This window comes from Streptomyces viridochromogenes DSM 40736, assembly GCF_000158955.1.
Taxonomy (GTDB): Bacteria; Actinomycetota; Actinomycetes; order Streptomycetales; family Streptomycetaceae; genus Streptomyces; species Streptomyces venetus.
Genome location: NZ_GG657757.1, coordinates 7,066,049 through 7,083,324 on the forward strand (window position 1 = coordinate 7,066,049; position 17,276 = coordinate 7,083,324).

Sequence of the window (17,276 nt, forward strand, 5' to 3'; positions counted from 1 at the left end):
CAGATGCCTCAGCGGATCGGTGCGTACACCACCCCCAGCTTGTCGATCTCGTCGCCGGCGCGGCCCGTGAATCCGGCGATCTGCCGGCCCGCCGGGGCCGTGAAGGTCTTCGCGTCGGAGGTGGCCGTACCGGTGGACAGCGTGCGTCCCTTGTCGGTGGTGAAGGTCGCCGAGAACAGCCGGGTGCGGCCGTCCTTCTGGCCCTGTGTCAGCTTCACCGAGGTCAGGTGCTCGCCCGCCGTCAGGGTGAGGGACGCCGCCGTGCCGCCCGTGCCCCCGTGGGTCAGGACCGTGCCGCCGTCGTGGGTCAGGGAGACCGCGTCCAGCCGGGCGCCGCCGCGCAGGGTGAGGGTGCGGGGAGCTGGGGTCGCCGGCAGGTCGTCGGCGTCGTTGAAGGCCGTGCCGTGCGGGCCGCCGAAGAAGTCGCTCGCGCGCAGCGAGGAGTCCAGGGTGTAGGAGAAGTCGACCGTGTGCGGGAAGTGGTCGGACAGGTTGCCGCCCGCGGAGTCCAGGAAGGACGCCCAGTCGTTGTGGTAGCGCGTGGCGTTCAGGTTCACCAGCTTGCTGCCCCGGTAGAGGATCTTGTCCACGACCTCGCAGTCGTCCGTGGGCGCCGTGGTGGGGCAGACGAGAGGGGCACCGCCCTGGGCCGGGGGCGTTCCGCCCTTCACCCGCTGGACCCAGGCGTCGGTCAGGCCGTTCTCGCTCAGCAGCGTGCGGATGTTGTCGCCGCTCCGCGTGTACCGCGTGTTCGTGTCGCCCATGACGATGATCGCGTTGCCCGCGGAGTTCGCCTGGATGAAGTCGGAGAGCTGCTCGACGTTGGCCCGGCGGGCGGCGAGCGCGTCGGCCGTGTCGTCCGCGTTGGTGTGCACGTTGTAGAGGTCCACGTAGACGCCCTCGGCCAGCCGCACCCGCGCCAGCGAGAAGCCCTTCGGGGTGAGGCAGTTGGTGCCGGTGCACTTGCTCCACTTCACCCGCTGGAAGTCCTCGAAGGGATGGTCCGAGAGGGTGTTGAGGCCGTCGCCGAAGGGGACGCCGCCGCTGGTCGCGGTGCGGTGGGCGTGGTCGTCGCCCGCGTACAGGGCGGCGTGGTAGTTGAAGTCCTCCTGCACGTTGACGATGTCGTACGCCCCGAGGCGCGGGGAGATCAGCGGGGTGTTCTTCTCGGGATGTCCGGAGCTCAGGCCCTCGGGCAGGCCCGCGACGTTGTAGGTGAGGACGCTGAAGGAGCCGGAGTCCGCTGCGGCGGCGGGTGCGGCGGAGGTGGCTGCGAGGCCTGTGCAGGCGAGGGCGGTGGCCACGAGGGTGCCGATCAGTCTCTTCATGGGGGGTGTCTTCCGGTCGGGGGGCGAGCGGACGGAAAGGCGAACGGATGAAAAGTGAACGGTGCTCAGGTTCGGGCCAACGCCTGTGGGACGCAAGGGGGTTCGGGAGAACAGTGGGAGACGCGCCGACGTCAGGGGTGACGCAGCAGGTTCAGGTCCGAGCCCCAGGAGTCGAGGACCTCGTCGTGCCCGGCCGCCCGCGCCGCCTCCTCGACCTCGGCGAAGAGCGCGCGCTGGGTGTGCGGATCCCCGTCGGCCAGCAGGCGGCGCACGACGGGCAGCAGCCGCTCCGCGTCCCACCGCCTCTCGCCCAGCGGGGTCCGCTCCAGCTCCCACTGGAGGTACTTGTTGTACGGCCGGACGCGGCGGTGCAGCGCGAAGAGCACCTCCAGGGCGTACGGGACGGACTCGGCGGCGTCCAGGTGGCCCATGGCGGGGTGGCCGTCGCGGTAGCTCTTCAGGGAGCGGTAGGTCTGGTTGACGTAGGCGTCGAGCCAGCCGTCGACGGCGGCCCGGGCCTCCTCGGCGCCCAGCGTCCGCTTCTCGTCGAGGATCCGGGCGACGGTCCCGCCGAGGCGGTCGAGCAGCAGCTCGGCGTGGACGTAGGAGTACCGCGCGAAGCTGTCGGGGCGGCCGGGCATGCCGCGGGTGCGGAACTCCGCCAGCGGGATCACCACGAGGTCGAGGTGGGCCGAGCGGAAGCGGTCCAGCTCGGTCAGGGCGGTGGCGGTCTCGTCCCTGACGATGACGTGCAGGTCGTAGTCGGAGTGGACGGTCGGCATGCCCTCGTGGACACGGGAGCCGCTGAGGACCAGCCCGGCGACGCCGGGGTCCGCGGCCGCCCGTGCGGTGAAGGCGGCCAGGGTGTCCTCGGGGGTGCCGCCCAGGACGATGTGCATGGTGATCTCTCCTGCGGAAACGTCACGGAAAGCGGGTTCGTTTCGCGTCTGCGGTGTCCGGGACACCGCGCAGAGAGATCACCTCACGCGAGTGACGCTACCCCTTCCGCGTGCCTCTCGGTAGCGCTTTTCCCGCGCCCCGCACGCCAGTTGGCGGCATGTCCGGTCGCCGTCCCCGGCCGCCGCGGGAGCCGTAAAGTTGCCGGGAGCCGGGAGCCGGGAGCCGGGAGCCGGGAGCCGGGAGCCGGGAGCCGGGAGCCGGGAGCCGGGAGCCAGGGAGCTCGAGAGCAGGGAGGCGGGGGAGGGCGCATGGTGCGGGCAGGGCGCACGGTGGATTGCCGGGCGGTGCGGGCGGTATGACGTACGAGGCGGCGCGGAGCGAGGAGGACTCCGGCGGAAACTCTCCGGGGGACGCGGCCGGCTACGGCGGAAACCCCCTGACGGACGCGGCCGACGATGGCGGCGGCACTCCGGCGGGCGCGTCCGGCGACGGCTTACGTGGCCCCCGGCCGCTGTGGCGGCAACGGGACTTCGGGATCTTCTGGGCCGCGCAGACGCTCTCCGTGCTCGGCGACTCCTTCGCCCTGATCGCCCTGCCCCTGCTGGTCCTGGAGGCCACGGGCTCGGTCGCGCGGATGGGGTTGCTGACGGCGGTGGGCGGCGCGGCGTCGGTCGTGGCGGCGGTGTTCGCCGGGGCGGTCGTGGACCGGGTGGACCGGCGCCGGCTGCTGATCGTGTGCGACCTGGTGCGCATGGGCCTGTACGGGGCGATCCCGCTGGTGTGGCTGTTCGGCCCGCAGATCTGGCTGCTGTACGTGGTGCTGCCGCTCTGCGAGGCCGTCGGCATGCTGTTCGCGGTGGGCTACGTCACCGTCGTGCGCGGCCTGGTCGGCACCGAGCGGCTCACCGAGGCCAACGGGCGGCTGGGCGCCACCGCCGCCGCTGCGGGCGTCCTCGGGCCGCTGTGCGCGGGGCTGGTCGCCGCATGGTCCGGCCCGGCCGCGGCCGTGGGCGTCGACGCGGCCAGCTTCGGGGTGTCGGCCACGTGCCTGTTCTTCGTACGGTTCCGCACGCGTACGGCAGGCGACGAGCGGACGGGCGAGCGCCAGGGACTGTGGCGGGACCTGCGCACCGGCGTCGCCTTCCTCCGCGGCCATCCGGTGCTGCGCTCGCTGACCGTCCTGCTGTTCGTGTTCAGCTTCCTCACGCTCGGCCTGAACGACCTGGTCATCTACCACCTCAAGCACGACCTCGGCCACGACGACGGCACGGTCGGCACCGTCATGGCGCTCGGCGCGCTGGGCACCATCACCGGTGCGCTGCTGGTGGCCCGGATCCGCCGGCGGCTCGGCTTCGGGCCGACGTGGACCGGGGCGGTCGCGGTGTGCGGGCTCGCCTTCGCCGGTCTCGGCTGGGCCCGTGACGTGCCGGTCGTCGCCGCCCTGAGCGCCGCCTTCCTGGCCTGCGTCGGCGTGGCAGGCACCTGCTCGATGTCACTCCGTCAGGAGGTCACCCCGGAACATCTCCTGGGCCGGGTCACCTCCGCCTTCTGGACCCTGCACTACGCGGCCGCCCCCGCCGGCGCGGCCCTCCTCACCTGGGCCGCAGAGGAACAGGGCACGGCTCCCGTCGCCCTGGCCGCCGGAGCGATGTGTGTCCTGCTCGCCGTGACCGCCCTGTTCACCCCGATCCGCGGGTCGGGCCGCGGCCGGAAACCGGTCTGACCAGGCCACCGCCCACTATCGTGAGCAGAGAAGGCGCCCACCCGGTGCGTCCGCGGGAACCGGTCGGAGGAGACGATGAGCGGGGAACGGCCCGGGCGATCCGAGCAGCACCTGCCCAAGCTGCGGCTGGACGAGCTGCTGGACGAACTCCAGGCGCGGATCGACGCGGCGCGAGGCGCCCAGGGCCGGGTGCACAGCCTGCTGGAGGCGGTGCTGTCGGTCGGCCGGGAGCTGGATCTCGCCCAGGTCCTGCGGCGTATCGTCGAGGCGGCCGTGGTGCTCGTGGACGCCGAGTACGGGGCACTGGGCGTCATCGGCGACGACCGGATGCTCTCCGAGTTCCACACCGTCGGCGTCAGCGAGGAGCAGCGGGCCCGAATCGGAGACCTGCCCAGCGGGCACGGCATCCTGGGCGAGCTGATCCGGCACCCGGAGCCGCTGCGCCTCGCGGAGATCTCCGAGCACTCGGCCTCCTACGGCTTCCCGCCCCACCACCCGCCGATGCACTCGTTCCTGGGCGTGCCCATCCGGGCCCGCGACCGCGTGTTCGGCAACCTCTACCTCACCGAGAAGCGCGGCGCGGCGGAGTTCGACGCCGAGGACGAGTCGGTGCTGTCCACCCTCGCGGTGGCGGCGGGCGTGGCGATCGAGAACGCCCGCATGTACGAGGAGACGCGGTTGCGCGAGCGGTGGCTGGGGGCGAGTTCCGAGGTCACGCGCGCTCTGCTGTCGGGCGCTCCGGGCACGGACGTCCTGGAACTGATCGTGGAGCGGGCGCGGCAGATCACCGACGCCGACGTCGGGATGATCGCCGAGCGGGTGCCGGAGGAGAACGCCCTGAGGCCGCTGCTCGCCGTCGGAGAGGGCGCGGAGCGGCGCAGTGGCCTGGTGATGTCCGGGCAGGACGGGTTCGTCAACGACGTGCTGACGACGGCGGAGCCGGTGGTGAGCGCCGACGTCCGGGAGGACCCGCGGACCAGCCGGGACGCGCCGCAGTGGGCCGGGCTCGGGCCCGTCGTGGGAGTGCCGCTGGAGGCCGGCGGCAAGGCCGGGGGAGTGCTGCTGCTGGGGCGCGCGGCGGGCCGTACGCCGTTCACCGACTCCGACACGCGCCCCCTGCTCGGGTTCGCCGGGCAGGCGGCCCTGGCGCTGGAGCTGGCCGAACGACGCCGGGACGCCGAGCAGATCGCGCTGCTGCGGGACCGCGACCGGATCGCCCGCGACCTGCACGACCTGGCCATCCAGCGACTGTTCGCGGCGGGGATGACACTGCAGAGCACCCAGCGTTTCGTCGAGCATCCGGAGGGCGTGAAGCGGCTCTCGCGGACCGTGGACGACCTGGACGAGACCATCAAGATCATCCGTTCCACGATCTTCGGACTGCGCGTGCAGGGCGGTCGTACAGGGGAGGGCGGCGGCCTGCGCGCCCGGGTGTCGGACGCGGTCACGGCGGCCACCTCGTCCCTGGGCTTCGCTCCCGCGGTACGGATCGAGGGGCTGGTCGACACGGACGTGCCGGGCGATGTCGCCGATCACGCGCTCGCGGTGCTCGGCGAGGCGCTGAGCAACACGGCCCGGCACGCCGGGGCGCGCTCCGTCGACGTGTACCTGCGGTACGCGCAGGGCGAGTTGACACTGACCGTGACCGACGACGGACGCGGGATCCCAGCGGGCACCGCGCGCAGCGGGCTGAAGAACATGGAGGAGCGGGCCGTGGCCCTCGGCGGTGACCTCCGGCTCGGCGAGCGCCCGGAGGGCGGCGGCACCCGGGTGGTGTGGCGGGTGCCGGTGCGGCCCGGGACGGGGTGAGCGCCGCCTTTCCGGCGGTCGGGGCAGCGGACCGGGCGCTCGGCCCCGGGCGGCTGGTGCTGTGACGCGGGGACCGGGGGCTGGATGGGGGGCCGCATGCTGAGCGGAGGGTGGCGGGGCGCGGGGGGTGTCGGGGGCCGGTGCGGGTGGCGGTCGGGGTCAGTGGGTGGGGCGTTCACTCGGTCCGGGGCGCTCCAGCTGGGATGCGAGGACCGCGGCCTGGACGCGGCGCTGTACGCCGAGTTTGGCCAGCAGCCGCGAGATGTGGTTCTTGACCGTCTTCTCGGACAGATAGAGCTTCTTGCCGATCTCGCGGTTGGTCAGCCCGTCCCCGATCAGGGCGAGAATCTCCCGCTCGCGCGGGGACAGGCTCGCCAGCTCCGGGGCGAGGCCCGGTTCCTCGGCCGGGTCGGCGCGCAGCGAGCGCATCAGCCGGGCCGTGGTCTCCGGGTCGAGCATGGACCGCCCCGAGGCGACGGTGCGCACCGCCGAGACCAGGTCGGAGCCCCTGATCTGTTTGAGCACGTACCCCGAGGCCCCGGCCATGATGGCGTCGAGCAGGGCCTCCTCGTCGTCGAAGGAGGTCAGCATCAGACAGGCCAGCTCGGGCATCCGGCTGCGCAGCTCCCGGCAGACGGTGATCCCGTCCCCGTCCGGCAGGCGTACGTCGAGCACGGCGACATCGGGACGGAGCGCGGGGCCCCGGACGAGCGCGTGCTCGACGTTCTCGGCGTCCCCGACCACCGAGATGTCCGCCTCGGCGTCCAGCAGATCGGCCAGACCGCGGCGCACCACCTCGTGGTCGTCGAGCAGAAAGACCCGGATCGGGTGCTCCTCGGTGAAGGCGCGCGGCTCGGTCATCTCGATCCCTCGTTCCCCGGAACGCCGGAAGGACGGACGGCGCACCGCCCGTGACAACGATCATCACGTGCGGTCAACGGAAGCACTAGGGCCGATCGGCCCCTGTCATACCGTTGCCACACCCTTGCCGCGCTCCTCCTCGCACTCCTCCCTGGGCTGCGGCGGCATGCCGGGCAGCACCTCGAAGACCCCGGCCAGACCGGCGTGCCGCAGGACGCGCCGGAGGAAACCGCTGTCGGTGACCAGCCGCAGCCGGCCGCGCCGGGCCAGCACGCGATTGCGCGCCCGGCACAGGACGCCCAGTCCGGCGCAGTCGATGAAGGACACCGGGCGCAGGTCCAGCACCAGGTCGGGGCGGGGACCGGCGGTCAGCAGGTCGAGGCGCTCCCGCAGGGCCGGTGCCGTGAGCAGGTCGATCTCGTCGTGCAGCGTCACCACGCGTGCCGTGCGCTCCGCAGGCCGCGTGGCGGAGCCGCCGGGGGAGTCGTACATGGTCCGAGCAAAGCCTGGCGGGTGGGGAGCGCGGTAGGGCCGAACGGCCCCAGTGCGGCGGGCCGGCTGCGTGAGGCCCTGCCCGGCGTGCGGATGGGGCCGACCGGCCCAAGCGCGGGCCACCGGTCCGCGCCAAGCTGGAATCGCAGTGCAAACCGGGCACATCGCCCCCGCACGGAAGGTGGGAACGCCATGAGGGGCTACGTCTTCCACGGCCCCGGACAGTCCGCCTGGGAGGACGTCCCGGATCCCGGCACCAAGGAGGCGACCGACGCGATCGTGCGCGTCGACGCCGTCACCATCTGCGGAACGGACCTGCACATCCTCAAGGGCGACGTACCCGAGGTGCGCCCGGGCACCGTGCTGGGGCACGAGGCGGTCGGCGAGATCGTCGACGTAGGCGGTGACGTGCACACGGTGCGCCCGGGGGACCGGGTGCTGGTCTCCTGCATCACCGCCTGCGGGCGCTGCCACTACTGCCGCGAGGGCATGTACGGCCAGTGCCGGGGCGGCGGGGGCTGGATCCTCGGCCATCTGATCGACGGCACCCAGGCCGAGTACGTCCGCGTGCCGTACGCCGACCTCTCCGTGCATGTGCTGCCCAGCACCCTGGACAGCGCGGACGCCGTGCTGCTGGCCGACATCTTCCCGACCTCCTACGAGGTCGGTGTGCTCAACGGGCACGTACGGCCCGGCGACACCGTCGCCGTCGTCGGCGCCGGGCCCATCGGGCTCGCTGCCATCGCCACGGCCCGGCTGTTCGCGCCGGAGCGGATCGTCGCCGTGGACCTCGCCACGCCACGGCTGGACGCGGCCAGGCAGCTCGGCGCGGACGCGGTGGCGGACGCCAGGGAGGCTCCCGAGCAGCTGATCGCGGACCTCACCGACGGGCTGGGTGCCGACGTGGTCGTCGAGGCGGTCGGCGTCCCGGAGAGCTTCGAACTCTGCACGCGCATGGTGCGGCCCGGCGGGCACGTGGCCAACATCGGCGTGCACGGCAGGCCCGCGACCCTGCACCTGGAAGACCTGTGGATCAAGAACGTCACCATCACCACGGGCCTGGTGGACACCTACTCCACCCCCACGCTGCTCCGGATGGCGGCCGCGGGCCGCCTGCCCACCGGACGGCTGGTCACCCACACCTTCCCGCTGACCGACATGGAGGAGGCGTACGACGTCTTCGCGCGGGCCGCCGACACCGGTGCGCTCAAGGTCGTGCTCGGCGGGGAGCGGCACGAGGAGGTCGTCCCCTTCCGGGCGGCCTGACGAAAGAGAAGAGGTGACGCGGCATGACCGAACAGGCTCCGTCGCACACCGTGGAGGGGCGCCCGGCGGGCGACCTGGGGCGCCGGATCACCCAGCGGCGTACGGAACTCGGCCTGACCCGCAAGGAGACGGCGGCGCGCGCCGGCATGGCGACGGCATACCTCCAGTACCTGGAGGAGCAGCCGACCGCGGCCCCGGGCGCCGGCTCCCTCCTCAAGCTGGCCGGGGCGCTGAAGACCACGGTGTGGCACCTCACCGGCGGTGACACCGAGCTGCCCACCGGCCTCGGACGGGCCGCCCGCACCCCCCGGTTCACCGAGCTGACCGAGGCGGAGTGCCGCTCCCTGCTCACGACGCACGGAGTGGGGCGGCTGGCCGTGATCAGGGACTCCGGGCCGGTCGTCGTGCCGGTCAACTACAGCGTCGTCGAGGGCGCGATCGTCTTCCGTACCGACTCCGGCAGCACCCCCGCGGAGGCGGCCGGGCGCCAGGTGGCCTTCGAGGTCGACCGCATCGACGAGGCGTTCAGCGAGGGCTGGAGCGTGCTGGCGCGCGGCCCGGCGAGGGCCGTGACGGATCCGGAGGAGAGCGCCCGGCTCGACAGAGAGGCGTACAGCACCCCGTGGGCGGGAGGCCGGCGCGAACTGTGGCTGAGCATCGAGCCGGTGGCCGTGACCGGGCGCCGGATCACGCTGTGATCGGCGGCGTCCGGGGCGGGGTCTTCGCGCTGCCCGCCGTGATGACCGACGCCGCGAGAGGCGCGGTGAGGCACTGGCGGCGCAGACTGGAAGCACGCCCGTGAGGGGTGAAACGCGATGACGGAGACGCGCCGAAGGAACGTGGGCAGGGTGCGGCTGTGGCGGTGGCGGAACAACCCGCTGCGCCGGCGCAGCGACCGCATCGAGGCCTGGATCGTGCTCGTCGCCCGCGTCCTCGCCGTGCTGGGCGGGGTGCTGGTGGGGCTGGCCGCGGCCGGGGCCACGGACGGGGCCCTCGCCGCACAGCGCGCTCATGCGTATGCCGTCCCGGCCGTGCTGACCCAGCAGGCGCCGAAGACCCCGCAGGCGTCGACGGACGGCTCCGACGGCGACACGGTGTGGGCCACGGTGCGCTGGACCGGCCCGGGTGGCGGCGCGCACACCGGACGGACCCAGGTCGAGCCGGCCGCCGCGGCCGGAACCCGGGTGACGGTGTGGACGGACCGCACCGGCGCGCTGGTCGACGAGCCCCTCACTCCGACGGAGTCGGCGTTCCAGGCGGCCGCCACCGGCCTGCTGGCCGGGTCCGGCACCGCGGTCGCGGTCTGGGCCGGCGGACGACTCGCTCGCGCGCGACTGGACCGGCGGCGGCTGGCCGCGTGGGACGCGGAGTGGGAGCGCGTCGGACCGCAGTGGAGGAAGCGGATGACGGGCTGAGCGGCACGCCCCGCCCGAAGACGCCCCGACTGACCCGACTGACCTGCAGGGAAACTGACCTGAACTGACCTGAAGGGAAACTGACCTGAAGGGAACCGGCGGTCTCCGGAACGGAAACCGCCGGTCGTCCGGTCGTCGCGCGGCCTACCGCGGCTCGCTGCTGGCCGGGTGCCCGGCCAGCCGGAAGTCGACGTCCACCACACCCTCGACCGCGCGGACCAGACGGGCCGCGACGGGCACGAGGGCGGTGTCCCGGACGTGGCCGGTGAGGGTGACGACCCCGTCCTGGACCTCCACACGGACGGGCCCGGCGGGTGTGGGGAAGAGGAGGTTCACGACCTCGCGGCGGACCTCCTCGGCCAGGTCCTCGTCGGTCCGCAGGAACACCTTGAGCAGGTCCGCCCGGCTGACCACGCCTTCGAGGAGGCCTTCCTCGTTGACGACCGGCAGCCGCTTGACCTTGCGCTGGGCCATGATGCGCGCGGCCTGGGCGAGGGTGGCGTCGGTGTGGACGGTGACGGCCGGGGAGCTCATCAGGTCCTCCGCCGTCATCCCGCCCGCCTTGACCAGGTCGGACAGCCTGCCCAGCTGGGTGAACCGGTCCGGATCGCTGTCGCGGAACTCCTCCTTGAACAGCAGGTCCGCCTCGGAGACGACCCCGATCACCCGGCCCTCTCCCTCCAGGACGGGCAGCGCGCTGACCTTCCACTGCTCCATGACCTCGACGATGTCCTTGAACGCGGCGTCACGGCCGACGGCCACGACGGTGTGCGTCATGACGTCGCTGACGATGTGCGGGCTGCCGTGCATGGTCGTTCTCCTTCGGTGGCCGGGGTGCGTACCGGAGCGGGGGCCGCTCATACCGGGCTCCCGCCGCCGTAGGGGGCGTACAGGTCGAGCAGCCGGGCACGGGACGCGTGCAGCCGGTCGGCGACCACCCGGCCGACCCAGGACGCGACCGCGCAGCCGAACTCGGGGTCCCGGGCGCACAGGGCCCGCACGGCCTCCGCGTCGAACTCGTAGGCGCGCACCGGGCTCATCGCCTCCGCGCCCAAATGCCACACGTACGGCGCGAAGTGCCACGACCAGCCGACCAGTTCCCCGTGCCCCAGGGTCTCGACGACAGCGGCCCGCCGGCCCGGGACGCGCATGTCGAGCACGACCGTCCCGGTCCGCACGATCCAGAACCGGTCGGCACGCCGGCCTTCCTCGAACAGGCGCGTGCCGGCGTCGAACGACACCTCGCGGGCGACGCGCATCAGCTGCTCGCGATGCTCGGCCGTGAGGCCTGCGGACACGTTGGTGGTGGAGGTCATCGCCGGGCTCCCTTCAGCTCCCGCCGCGGCAGGGCGGCGGGTCCGTCACGCGGGCCCGCGGTGTCTCGGCACTCGCCGAGACCGGGGCCGCTGACTTCAGCGTGTGCCCGGCGCCCGCGTCGCACCACGGGCCGCCCGGCCCCGGCCGAGGGCCCTTGGTCCCTGGCCCGGGACCGACCGCCCCCTCGCGCCGAGCGGCCGCGGGTGCGACGGTGAGAATGGATCTGCAGACTGCCCGAGCATGAGGCGGTGGGGACGATGATGATGGACCTCCCCCTGGTCGTGGGCGTCGACGGGTCGGACGGCAGCCTGCCGGCGATCGACTGGGCGGTGGACGAGGCCGCCCGGCACGGTCTTCCACTGCGGCTGGTCCACGGCTCCCTCTGGGAGCGGTACGAGAACCTCACCCCGAAGGCCGGTCCGGGCCGCCCCGCGGCGCAGGTGATGGCCGACCACATCGTCGCCTCCGCGGCGGAGCGCGCCGGGCGGCGCAACCCGGACGTGAAGGTGTCCACCGACGTCCACCTCGCCGACGCGGCGGACGCCCTGCTGCACGAGGGCAACAACGCCACCGCCCTGATCACGGGTTCGCGTGGACGCGGCGCACTGAGGGGACTGCTGCTCGGCTCCGTCGGGCTGGCCGTCTCGGCCCGCGCGCACTGCCCGGTGATCGTGGTGCGCGGCGACCCGGCCGGACTGGCCGGCACCCATGAGCGGATCCTGCTCGGCGCCGGAGAACCCGACACGACCGAGGAGGCGGCGCGGTTCGCCTTCCGTGAGGCCGAGGCCCGCGGGTGCGTCCTGGACGTCGTCCGGACCTGGCGCCGCCCGGCATACCGGACCACCGGCCCGGACACGCTCGCCGAGACACCCGGCCGGGACCACGCGGAAGAGGCGGGCACCGAACTCGACGCACTCGTCCGTGACGCCGTGGCCGACCACCCCGGCGTACGGGTGCGCCGCGCGACGGTCGAGGGCCCGGCCCGCGAGGTGCTGGTGCACCGCTCGGCCGCGGCCGACCTCGTGATCGTCGGAGCCCGGCGCCGGCAGGGCCACTTCGGGCTCCAGTTCGGCAGGGTGGCCCACACGCTGCTGCACCACGCCCAGTGCCCCGTGGCCGTCGTGCCGCAGCGCGTCTAGGAGGGGGCCGCCCTGTGACGGACCGGATCTGGGAGTACGAGGGGTACCGCCCCGCGGAGGAGCGGCTGCGGGAGTCGCTGTGCACCCTGGGCAACGGCTGCTTCGCCACCCGCGGGGCGCTGCCCGAGTGCGCGGCGGACGACGTGCACTACCCGGGCACCTACGCGGCCGGCTGCTACGACCGGCTCACCTCGAACGTCGCGGGACGCCCCGTCGAGAACGAGGACCTGGTCAACCTCCCCAACTGGCTGCCGCTGCGCTTCCGCCTCCCGGGCGGCCAGTGGCTCACGCCGGACACGACGACGGTCCTGGACCACCGTCAGACCCTGCACCTGGACTCGGGACTGCTGGAGCGCCGTACCCGCTACGCCCTCGGCCCGGGGCAGGCGCTGTCCGTACGGCAGTGGCGGCTGATGCACATGGCCGACCCGCACCTGGCGGCGCTGCGCACCGAGTTCACCGCCGAGGGATACGCGGGTGAGCTGGAGGTCGAGGCGGCGATCGACGCCGGAGTCACCAACAGCGGGGTGCCGCGCTACCGTGCCCTCGACGGCCGCCACCTGACCCACGCGCACATCGGTACGGCCACGCCCGGCACGGTGTGGCTGCGGTGCCGCACCCGCACCTCGGACATCCGGATCGGCATGGCCGCCCGGCTGACCGCCCCGGCACCGGTCGCGGACGCGCACGAACCCGCGCGCGCCGTGCAGCGGCTCACGCTGACCCTGGCCCCCGGCCGCACCGTCACCGTCGACAAGACGGTCGCCCTCCACACCTCGCGCGACTCGGCGATCAGTGATCCGCTGCGGGCGGCCGTGGAGCGGGTGAGCGCGGCACCGGGCTTCGACGGACTGCCGGCCTCGCACCGCACCGCCTGGAACCAGCTGTGGCGCCGGGCCGAACTCGACGTCCCGGGGGAGGCGGGAGCCATTCTGAGCCTGCACCTGTTCCACGTGCTGCAGACGCTCTCCCCGCACACCGCCGACCTGGACGTGGGCGTGCCGGCCCGCGGACTGCACGGCGAGGCCTACCGCGGGCACGTCTTCTGGGACGAGCTCTTCGTCCTGCCGTACCTGAACCTGCACTTCCCCGAGGTGTCACGCGCCCTGCTCCACTACCGCCACCGGCGCCTGGACCGGGCCCGCGCCGCGGCCCGGGCCACCGGCAGGCGCGGGGCGCTGTACCCGTGGCAGAGCGGCAGCGACGGGCGTGAGGAGACACAGCAGCTGCACCTCAATCCCCGCTCGGGCCGCTGGCTGCCCGACCACACCCACCTGCAGCACCACGTCGGTTCCGCGGTCGCCTACAACGTGTGGCAGTACTGCGAGGCCGGCGGCGACGCCGAGTTCCTCCACACCAAGGGCGCCGAGATGCTGCTGCAGATCGCGCGTTTCTGGGCCGATTCGGCCACCTGGGACGCGTCCCTGGGGCGGCACCGCATCCGGGGCGTGGTCGGCCCCGACGAGTACCACGAGGCCTACCCGGGCGCCGACGGGCCCGGCCTGGACGACAACGCGTACACCAACGTCATGGCCGCCTGGGTGCTCGCCCGGACGCTCGACGTGCTGCGCGACCTGCCGGAGCCCCGCCGTCGCGAACTCGTCGAACGCACCGCCCTGGACGAGGGTGAGCCCGACCGCTGGGAGGACGTCTCCCGCACCCTCCACGTCCCCTTCCACGACGGGATCATCAGCCAGTTCGAGGGCTACGACGACCTCGCCGAACTCGACTGGGACGCCTACCGCGAGCGCTACGGTGACATCCGGCGCCTGGACCGGATCCTGGAGGCCGAGGGCGACAGCGTCAACCACTACAAGGCCTCCAAACAGGCCGACGTGCTGATGCTGGGCTACCTCTTCTCACCGGCCGAACTACAGGGCGTCTTCGAACGGTTGGGCCACCATCTGGACGAGAAGACCTGGCGGCGCACCGTCGACTACTACCTGGCCCGCACCAGCCACGGCTCCACCCTCAGCGGCCTGGTGCACGGCTGGGTCCTGGCCCGATGCCGCCGCGCCGAGGCCTGGAAGTTCTGCCAGGAGGCCCTGCGCGGCGACATCGCCGACCTTCAGGGCGGCACCACCGGTGAGGGCATCCACCTGGGCGCCATGGCCGGCACCCTCGACCTGGTCCAGCGGGGACTGACCGGCCTGGAGACCCGCTCCGGGGCGCTGTGGCTGGACCCCGTGCCGCTGCCGGAGCTGTCGGCGTACGGATTCTCCATCGCCTACCAGGGCCACTGGGGGATACGGCTGCGCCTGACCAGCGGCGAGCTGGAGATCGCCGTGCCGCCCTCCGACCTCCCCCCGATCGACGTCGAGCTGCCCGACCGCTCGGTCGGCGTCGAACCGGGGGAGACGGCCACGCTCGTGGTGCCCGACTGACGGCGGGCCACCGTCACCCGTTGATCCCGCTGTAGTGCCGCAGACTCCACCGCCACACCAGTCGCGCCCCCAGATACGCCAGCAGCCCCAGCAGCGGTGAGGCCGCCGCCAGCCAGTAGGGCACGCCGGTGCCGTGGCCGTGGCCGGTCAGGACCGCCGCCGGGAAGTACGCGACGAAGGCCAGCGGCAGACCGAAGGTGAGGAGGCCGCCCACCGCCCTCGGGAGGACGTTCAGCGGGTAGCTGCCGAAGGTGCCGAGGAGCTCCTCCAGCCAGCGGCCCCACATGTCGGCGGCCGGGAAGCGCAGGGACGCACTGGCCACGACCGTGAACAGGGCCGCCTCCAGCAGCATGCCGCCGAGGACGGCCGCGATCAGGTAGGTGACGCGGCCCGTCGTCCAGTCCATGTCGCTGCGGGCGAGCGCGCCCACCATCAGGCCCGCGGCCACCGTCAGGTCTCCGATGGCGTTGGTCGGGAAGAACGCCAGCTGGATCTGGCGGTGGACCGGCATGGGACGCATCAGGTAGATGTCGATGCGGCCTTCCTGGACCTGCCGTCCGGCCCAGTGCATCCGTCCCAGGAACAGCACGAACAGCCCGTGCGCCAGCATCCGCGTCGCCGGGATCAGCAGCACGTCGGAGCTGTCCCAGCCGCCCATCCCGGTGAACCGGGACAGCAGCACCGTGGCGAACACGATCACCGACACCTGCCAGATCGCCCCGATCGCGATCATCAGCAGGAACTCGGTGCGGTACTCCAGTTGCGCGCGGAAGTTGAGCGCGGTGATGCGCCACACGATCCGCAGAGCCTTGAGTGACATGTCAGCCTCCCTGCGAGATCACGCGCCGGGCGGCCCGCCGCCACAACAGCCGGGTGAACAACGCCAGCGCCACGACCCACGCGGCCTGGACCGAGAGCTGGAAGGCCGCGTCGGACAGGGGGATCCGCCCCACGTACAACGACAACGGCACGCTCAGCGTGGCCTGGAACGGCAGGAAGGCGCTCATCGTCACGAACCAGTCCGGGAAGAACCACAGCGGCGCGTACACCCCGGACAGCAGGTTCTGCGCGAACAGCAGGATGAGCATCGCCGCGGTGTTGCGGATCGTCCAGAAGCACAACTGGTCGAGCACGAGCATGACGTAGTACAGGACCCACTGGCCCAGCAGCATGCTGAGCACGAACACCCCGGCCACCGAGGCCGACGGGGGCGGCTCGACGACCCCCGCGGCCAGACAGATCAGGTACCCGGTCAGCGCCCACGCCAGCCCGTACAGCTGCTCGCCCGCGGCCCGCAGGGCGTAGTAGCGCTGCGGCGGCAGCGGACGCAGGTACCAGTAGACGATGGTGCCGAAGTGCATGTGCTGGAGGACGCTGTCCCGGCCCGCGTACTGGTCCAGCTCCCGCAGCCGGGAGGCCAGCACGGCCAGGACGGCGTACGTGACCGCCTGGTCGCGGCTCAGCCCCGCGGTCGTGCCCGTGTGCGCGTACAGGCCGCGCCACAGCGACCAGACCAGCACCACCTGGACGGCCAGCCGCAGGGCGACGGCGGTCATCCGGGGCGGGGCGTTCAGCTCGCCGAGCGGGGTGACGCGGCCGGCGCGCCAGGCGTGCGGCGTGGCCACCTCACACCTCCTCGACGTGCACGTACGCGGCCCGCATCACGTCCTCCAGGTCCGCCTCGTCCAGGGCGATGTCCGTCACCTCGTACCGCTCGATCACGGCCTTGAGCGCCTGGTGGACGGTGGGCGCCCCGGACCCGTCCGGGCCGAAGACGACCCGCGCGCCCTCGTGCCGCAGCAGCGTGGTCCCGGGCGGCGGTACGACCTCGGCGTGCGGGTCGGCGAGCGTGGCCCGCACCTGCCACGTCGAGCCGAACTTGCGGCGGATCTCGTCGAGGGTGCCGTCCAGCACCAGCCGGCCGTGGTTGACCAGCACGACCCGCTCGGCGAGCCGCTCGACCTCGGTCATGTCGTGCGTGGTCAGCAGGACCGTACGGCCGCGCTGCTCCACCTGGTGCCGCAGGAACTCCCGCACCTGCTCCTTGACCACCACGTCCATGCCGATGGTCGGCTCGTCGAGGAACACCACGGGCGGGTCGTGCAGCAGCGCGGCGGCCAGGTCGCTGCGCACCCGCTGTCCGAGGGAGAGGTGGCGGACCCGGGTGTCCCAGAACGACGACAGCTCCAGGATGTCGTCGAACTCCGCAAGCCGGGCGGCGTGTTCGGCCCTCGGCACCTCGTAGATGTCCCGGAGGATCGCGAACGACTCGCGCACCGGCAGGTCCCACCACAACTGGGTGCGCTGCCCGAACACCGCGCCGATGTTCCGGGCGTTGCGCTCGCGCTCCCGGTACGGCACGACGCCCGCGACCCGGGCCTCGCCTGCGGTGGGCGTGAGGATGCCGGTCAGGATCTTGATGGTGGTGGACTTGCCGGCCCCGTTCGGGCCGAGCAGGGCGAGGAGCTCGCCCGGGGCCACGTCGAAGGTGATGTCGGAGACGGCGTGCTTGGCCACCCGTTCGGGGTTGACCAGTGATCTGACAGCGCCCAGCAACCCGGGGCGGCGGACTGTGGTGTGGAAGGTCCGGGACAGTCCCCGGACCTCGATGGCGACATTCAACCGACTCACCGACTTCCTTG

16 protein-coding genes are annotated in these 17,276 nt (G+C 73.0%); 7 read left to right on the top strand and 9 right to left on the bottom strand.

Annotation, left to right across the window (positions count from 1 at the left end):
- Positions 1–8: 8 nt before the first annotated feature.
- Together SSQG_RS30955 and SSQG_RS30960 are read right to left on the bottom strand one after the other, a co-directional pair.
- Entirely contained in the window at positions 9–1,328 is a 1,320-nt protein-coding gene (locus SSQG_RS30955; protein ID WP_003993888.1) for a jacalin-like lectin, read from the bottom strand.
- A 131-nt stretch (positions 1,329–1,459) separates the two neighbouring features.
- On the bottom strand, positions 1,460–2,227 hold the full coding sequence (locus SSQG_RS30960; protein WP_039934009.1) for a hypothetical protein: 768 nt from the start codon (positions 2,225–2,227) through the stop codon (positions 1,460–1,462).
- Positions 2,228–2,664: 437 nt separating this feature from the next.
- On the opposite strand from SSQG_RS30960, the gene SSQG_RS30965 reads away from it, so the two are divergent.
- Positions 2,665–3,951 (top strand): MFS transporter, encoded by a 1,287-nt coding sequence (locus tag SSQG_RS30965; RefSeq protein WP_003993890.1) that lies wholly within the window; start codon positions 2,665–2,667, stop codon positions 3,949–3,951.
- A gap of 75 nt (positions 3,952–4,026) precedes the next feature.
- On the top strand, positions 4,027–5,760 hold the full coding sequence (locus SSQG_RS30970) for a GAF domain-containing protein (protein ID WP_003993891.1): 1,734 nt from the start codon (positions 4,027–4,029) through the stop codon (positions 5,758–5,760).
- Positions 5,761–5,919: 159 nt separating this feature from the next.
- Here the strand turns inward: SSQG_RS30970 and SSQG_RS30975 are convergent, their stop codons facing one another.
- Together SSQG_RS30975 and SSQG_RS30980 are read right to left on the bottom strand one after the other, a co-directional pair.
- Complete coding sequence (locus SSQG_RS30975; protein ID WP_003993893.1) at positions 5,920–6,621, bottom strand: response regulator; 702 nt, start codon at positions 6,619–6,621, stop codon at positions 5,920–5,922.
- A gap of 105 nt (positions 6,622–6,726) precedes the next feature.
- Complete coding sequence (locus SSQG_RS30980) at positions 6,727–7,113, bottom strand: STAS domain-containing protein (RefSeq protein ID WP_003993894.1); 387 nt, start codon at positions 7,111–7,113, stop codon at positions 6,727–6,729.
- 192 nt (positions 7,114–7,305) lie between these two features.
- Here SSQG_RS30980 and SSQG_RS30985 point away from each other — a divergent pair, with 192 nt between their 5' ends.
- The 3 genes from SSQG_RS30985 to SSQG_RS30995 all read left to right on the top strand — a co-directional run bounded on the left by SSQG_RS30985 (position 7,306) and on the right by SSQG_RS30995 (position 9,794).
- Entirely contained in the window at positions 7,306–8,379 is a 1,074-nt protein-coding gene (locus SSQG_RS30985; RefSeq protein WP_003993895.1) for a zinc-dependent alcohol dehydrogenase family protein, read from the top strand.
- Between the two features lie 23 nt (positions 8,380–8,402).
- The gene (locus SSQG_RS30990) at positions 8,403–9,077 is read left to right on the top strand and encodes a helix-turn-helix domain-containing protein (protein WP_003993896.1); all 675 of its coding nucleotides are present in this window, start codon (positions 8,403–8,405) and stop codon (positions 9,075–9,077) included.
- 117 nt (positions 9,078–9,194) lie between these two features.
- A complete protein-coding gene (locus SSQG_RS30995) occupies positions 9,195–9,794 on the top strand; it encodes an Rv1733c family protein (RefSeq protein WP_039934010.1) in 600 nt (199 codons plus the stop codon).
- 144 nt (positions 9,795–9,938) lie between these two features.
- Here SSQG_RS30995 and SSQG_RS31000 read toward each other — a convergent pair whose 3' ends face one another.
- Both SSQG_RS31000 and SSQG_RS31005 read right to left on the bottom strand, forming a co-directional pair.
- Positions 9,939–10,604: a CBS domain-containing protein gene (locus SSQG_RS31000; protein WP_003993898.1), complete on the bottom strand. Its 666-nt coding sequence runs from the start codon at positions 10,602–10,604 to the stop codon at positions 9,939–9,941.
- Between the two features lie 47 nt (positions 10,605–10,651).
- Complete coding sequence (locus tag SSQG_RS31005) at positions 10,652–11,110, bottom strand: Crp/Fnr family transcriptional regulator (protein ID WP_003993899.1); 459 nt, start codon at positions 11,108–11,110, stop codon at positions 10,652–10,654.
- A 258-nt stretch (positions 11,111–11,368) separates the two neighbouring features.
- Here SSQG_RS31005 and SSQG_RS31010 point away from each other — a divergent pair, with 258 nt between their 5' ends.
- Complete coding sequence (locus SSQG_RS31010; protein ID WP_003993900.1) at positions 11,369–12,250, top strand: universal stress protein; 882 nt, start codon at positions 11,369–11,371, stop codon at positions 12,248–12,250.
- 14 nt (positions 12,251–12,264) lie between these two features.
- Positions 12,265–14,634 carry a glycoside hydrolase family 65 protein gene (locus tag SSQG_RS31015; RefSeq protein ID WP_003993901.1) on the top strand — a complete coding sequence of 790 codons (2,370 nt, stop codon included), beginning with the start codon at positions 12,265–12,267 and terminating at the stop codon, positions 14,632–14,634.
- 13 nt (positions 14,635–14,647) lie between these two features.
- Here the strand turns inward: SSQG_RS31015 and SSQG_RS31020 are convergent, their stop codons facing one another.
- From SSQG_RS31020 to SSQG_RS31030, 3 genes are read right to left on the bottom strand one after another with little or no spacing between them, the layout of a single operon-like run.
- Positions 14,648–15,454: an ABC transporter permease gene (locus SSQG_RS31020; RefSeq protein ID WP_003993902.1), complete on the bottom strand. Its 807-nt coding sequence runs from the start codon at positions 15,452–15,454 to the stop codon at positions 14,648–14,650.
- 1 nt (position 15,455) lies between these two features.
- Entirely contained in the window at positions 15,456–16,259 is an 804-nt protein-coding gene (locus SSQG_RS31025) for an ABC-2 family transporter protein (protein WP_003993903.1), read from the bottom strand.
- Between the two features lies 1 nt (position 16,260).
- On the bottom strand, positions 16,261–17,256 hold the full coding sequence (locus tag SSQG_RS31030) for an ABC transporter ATP-binding protein (RefSeq protein ID WP_039934011.1): 996 nt from the start codon (positions 17,254–17,256) through the stop codon (positions 16,261–16,263).
- Positions 17,257–17,276: the final 20 nt, after the last annotated feature.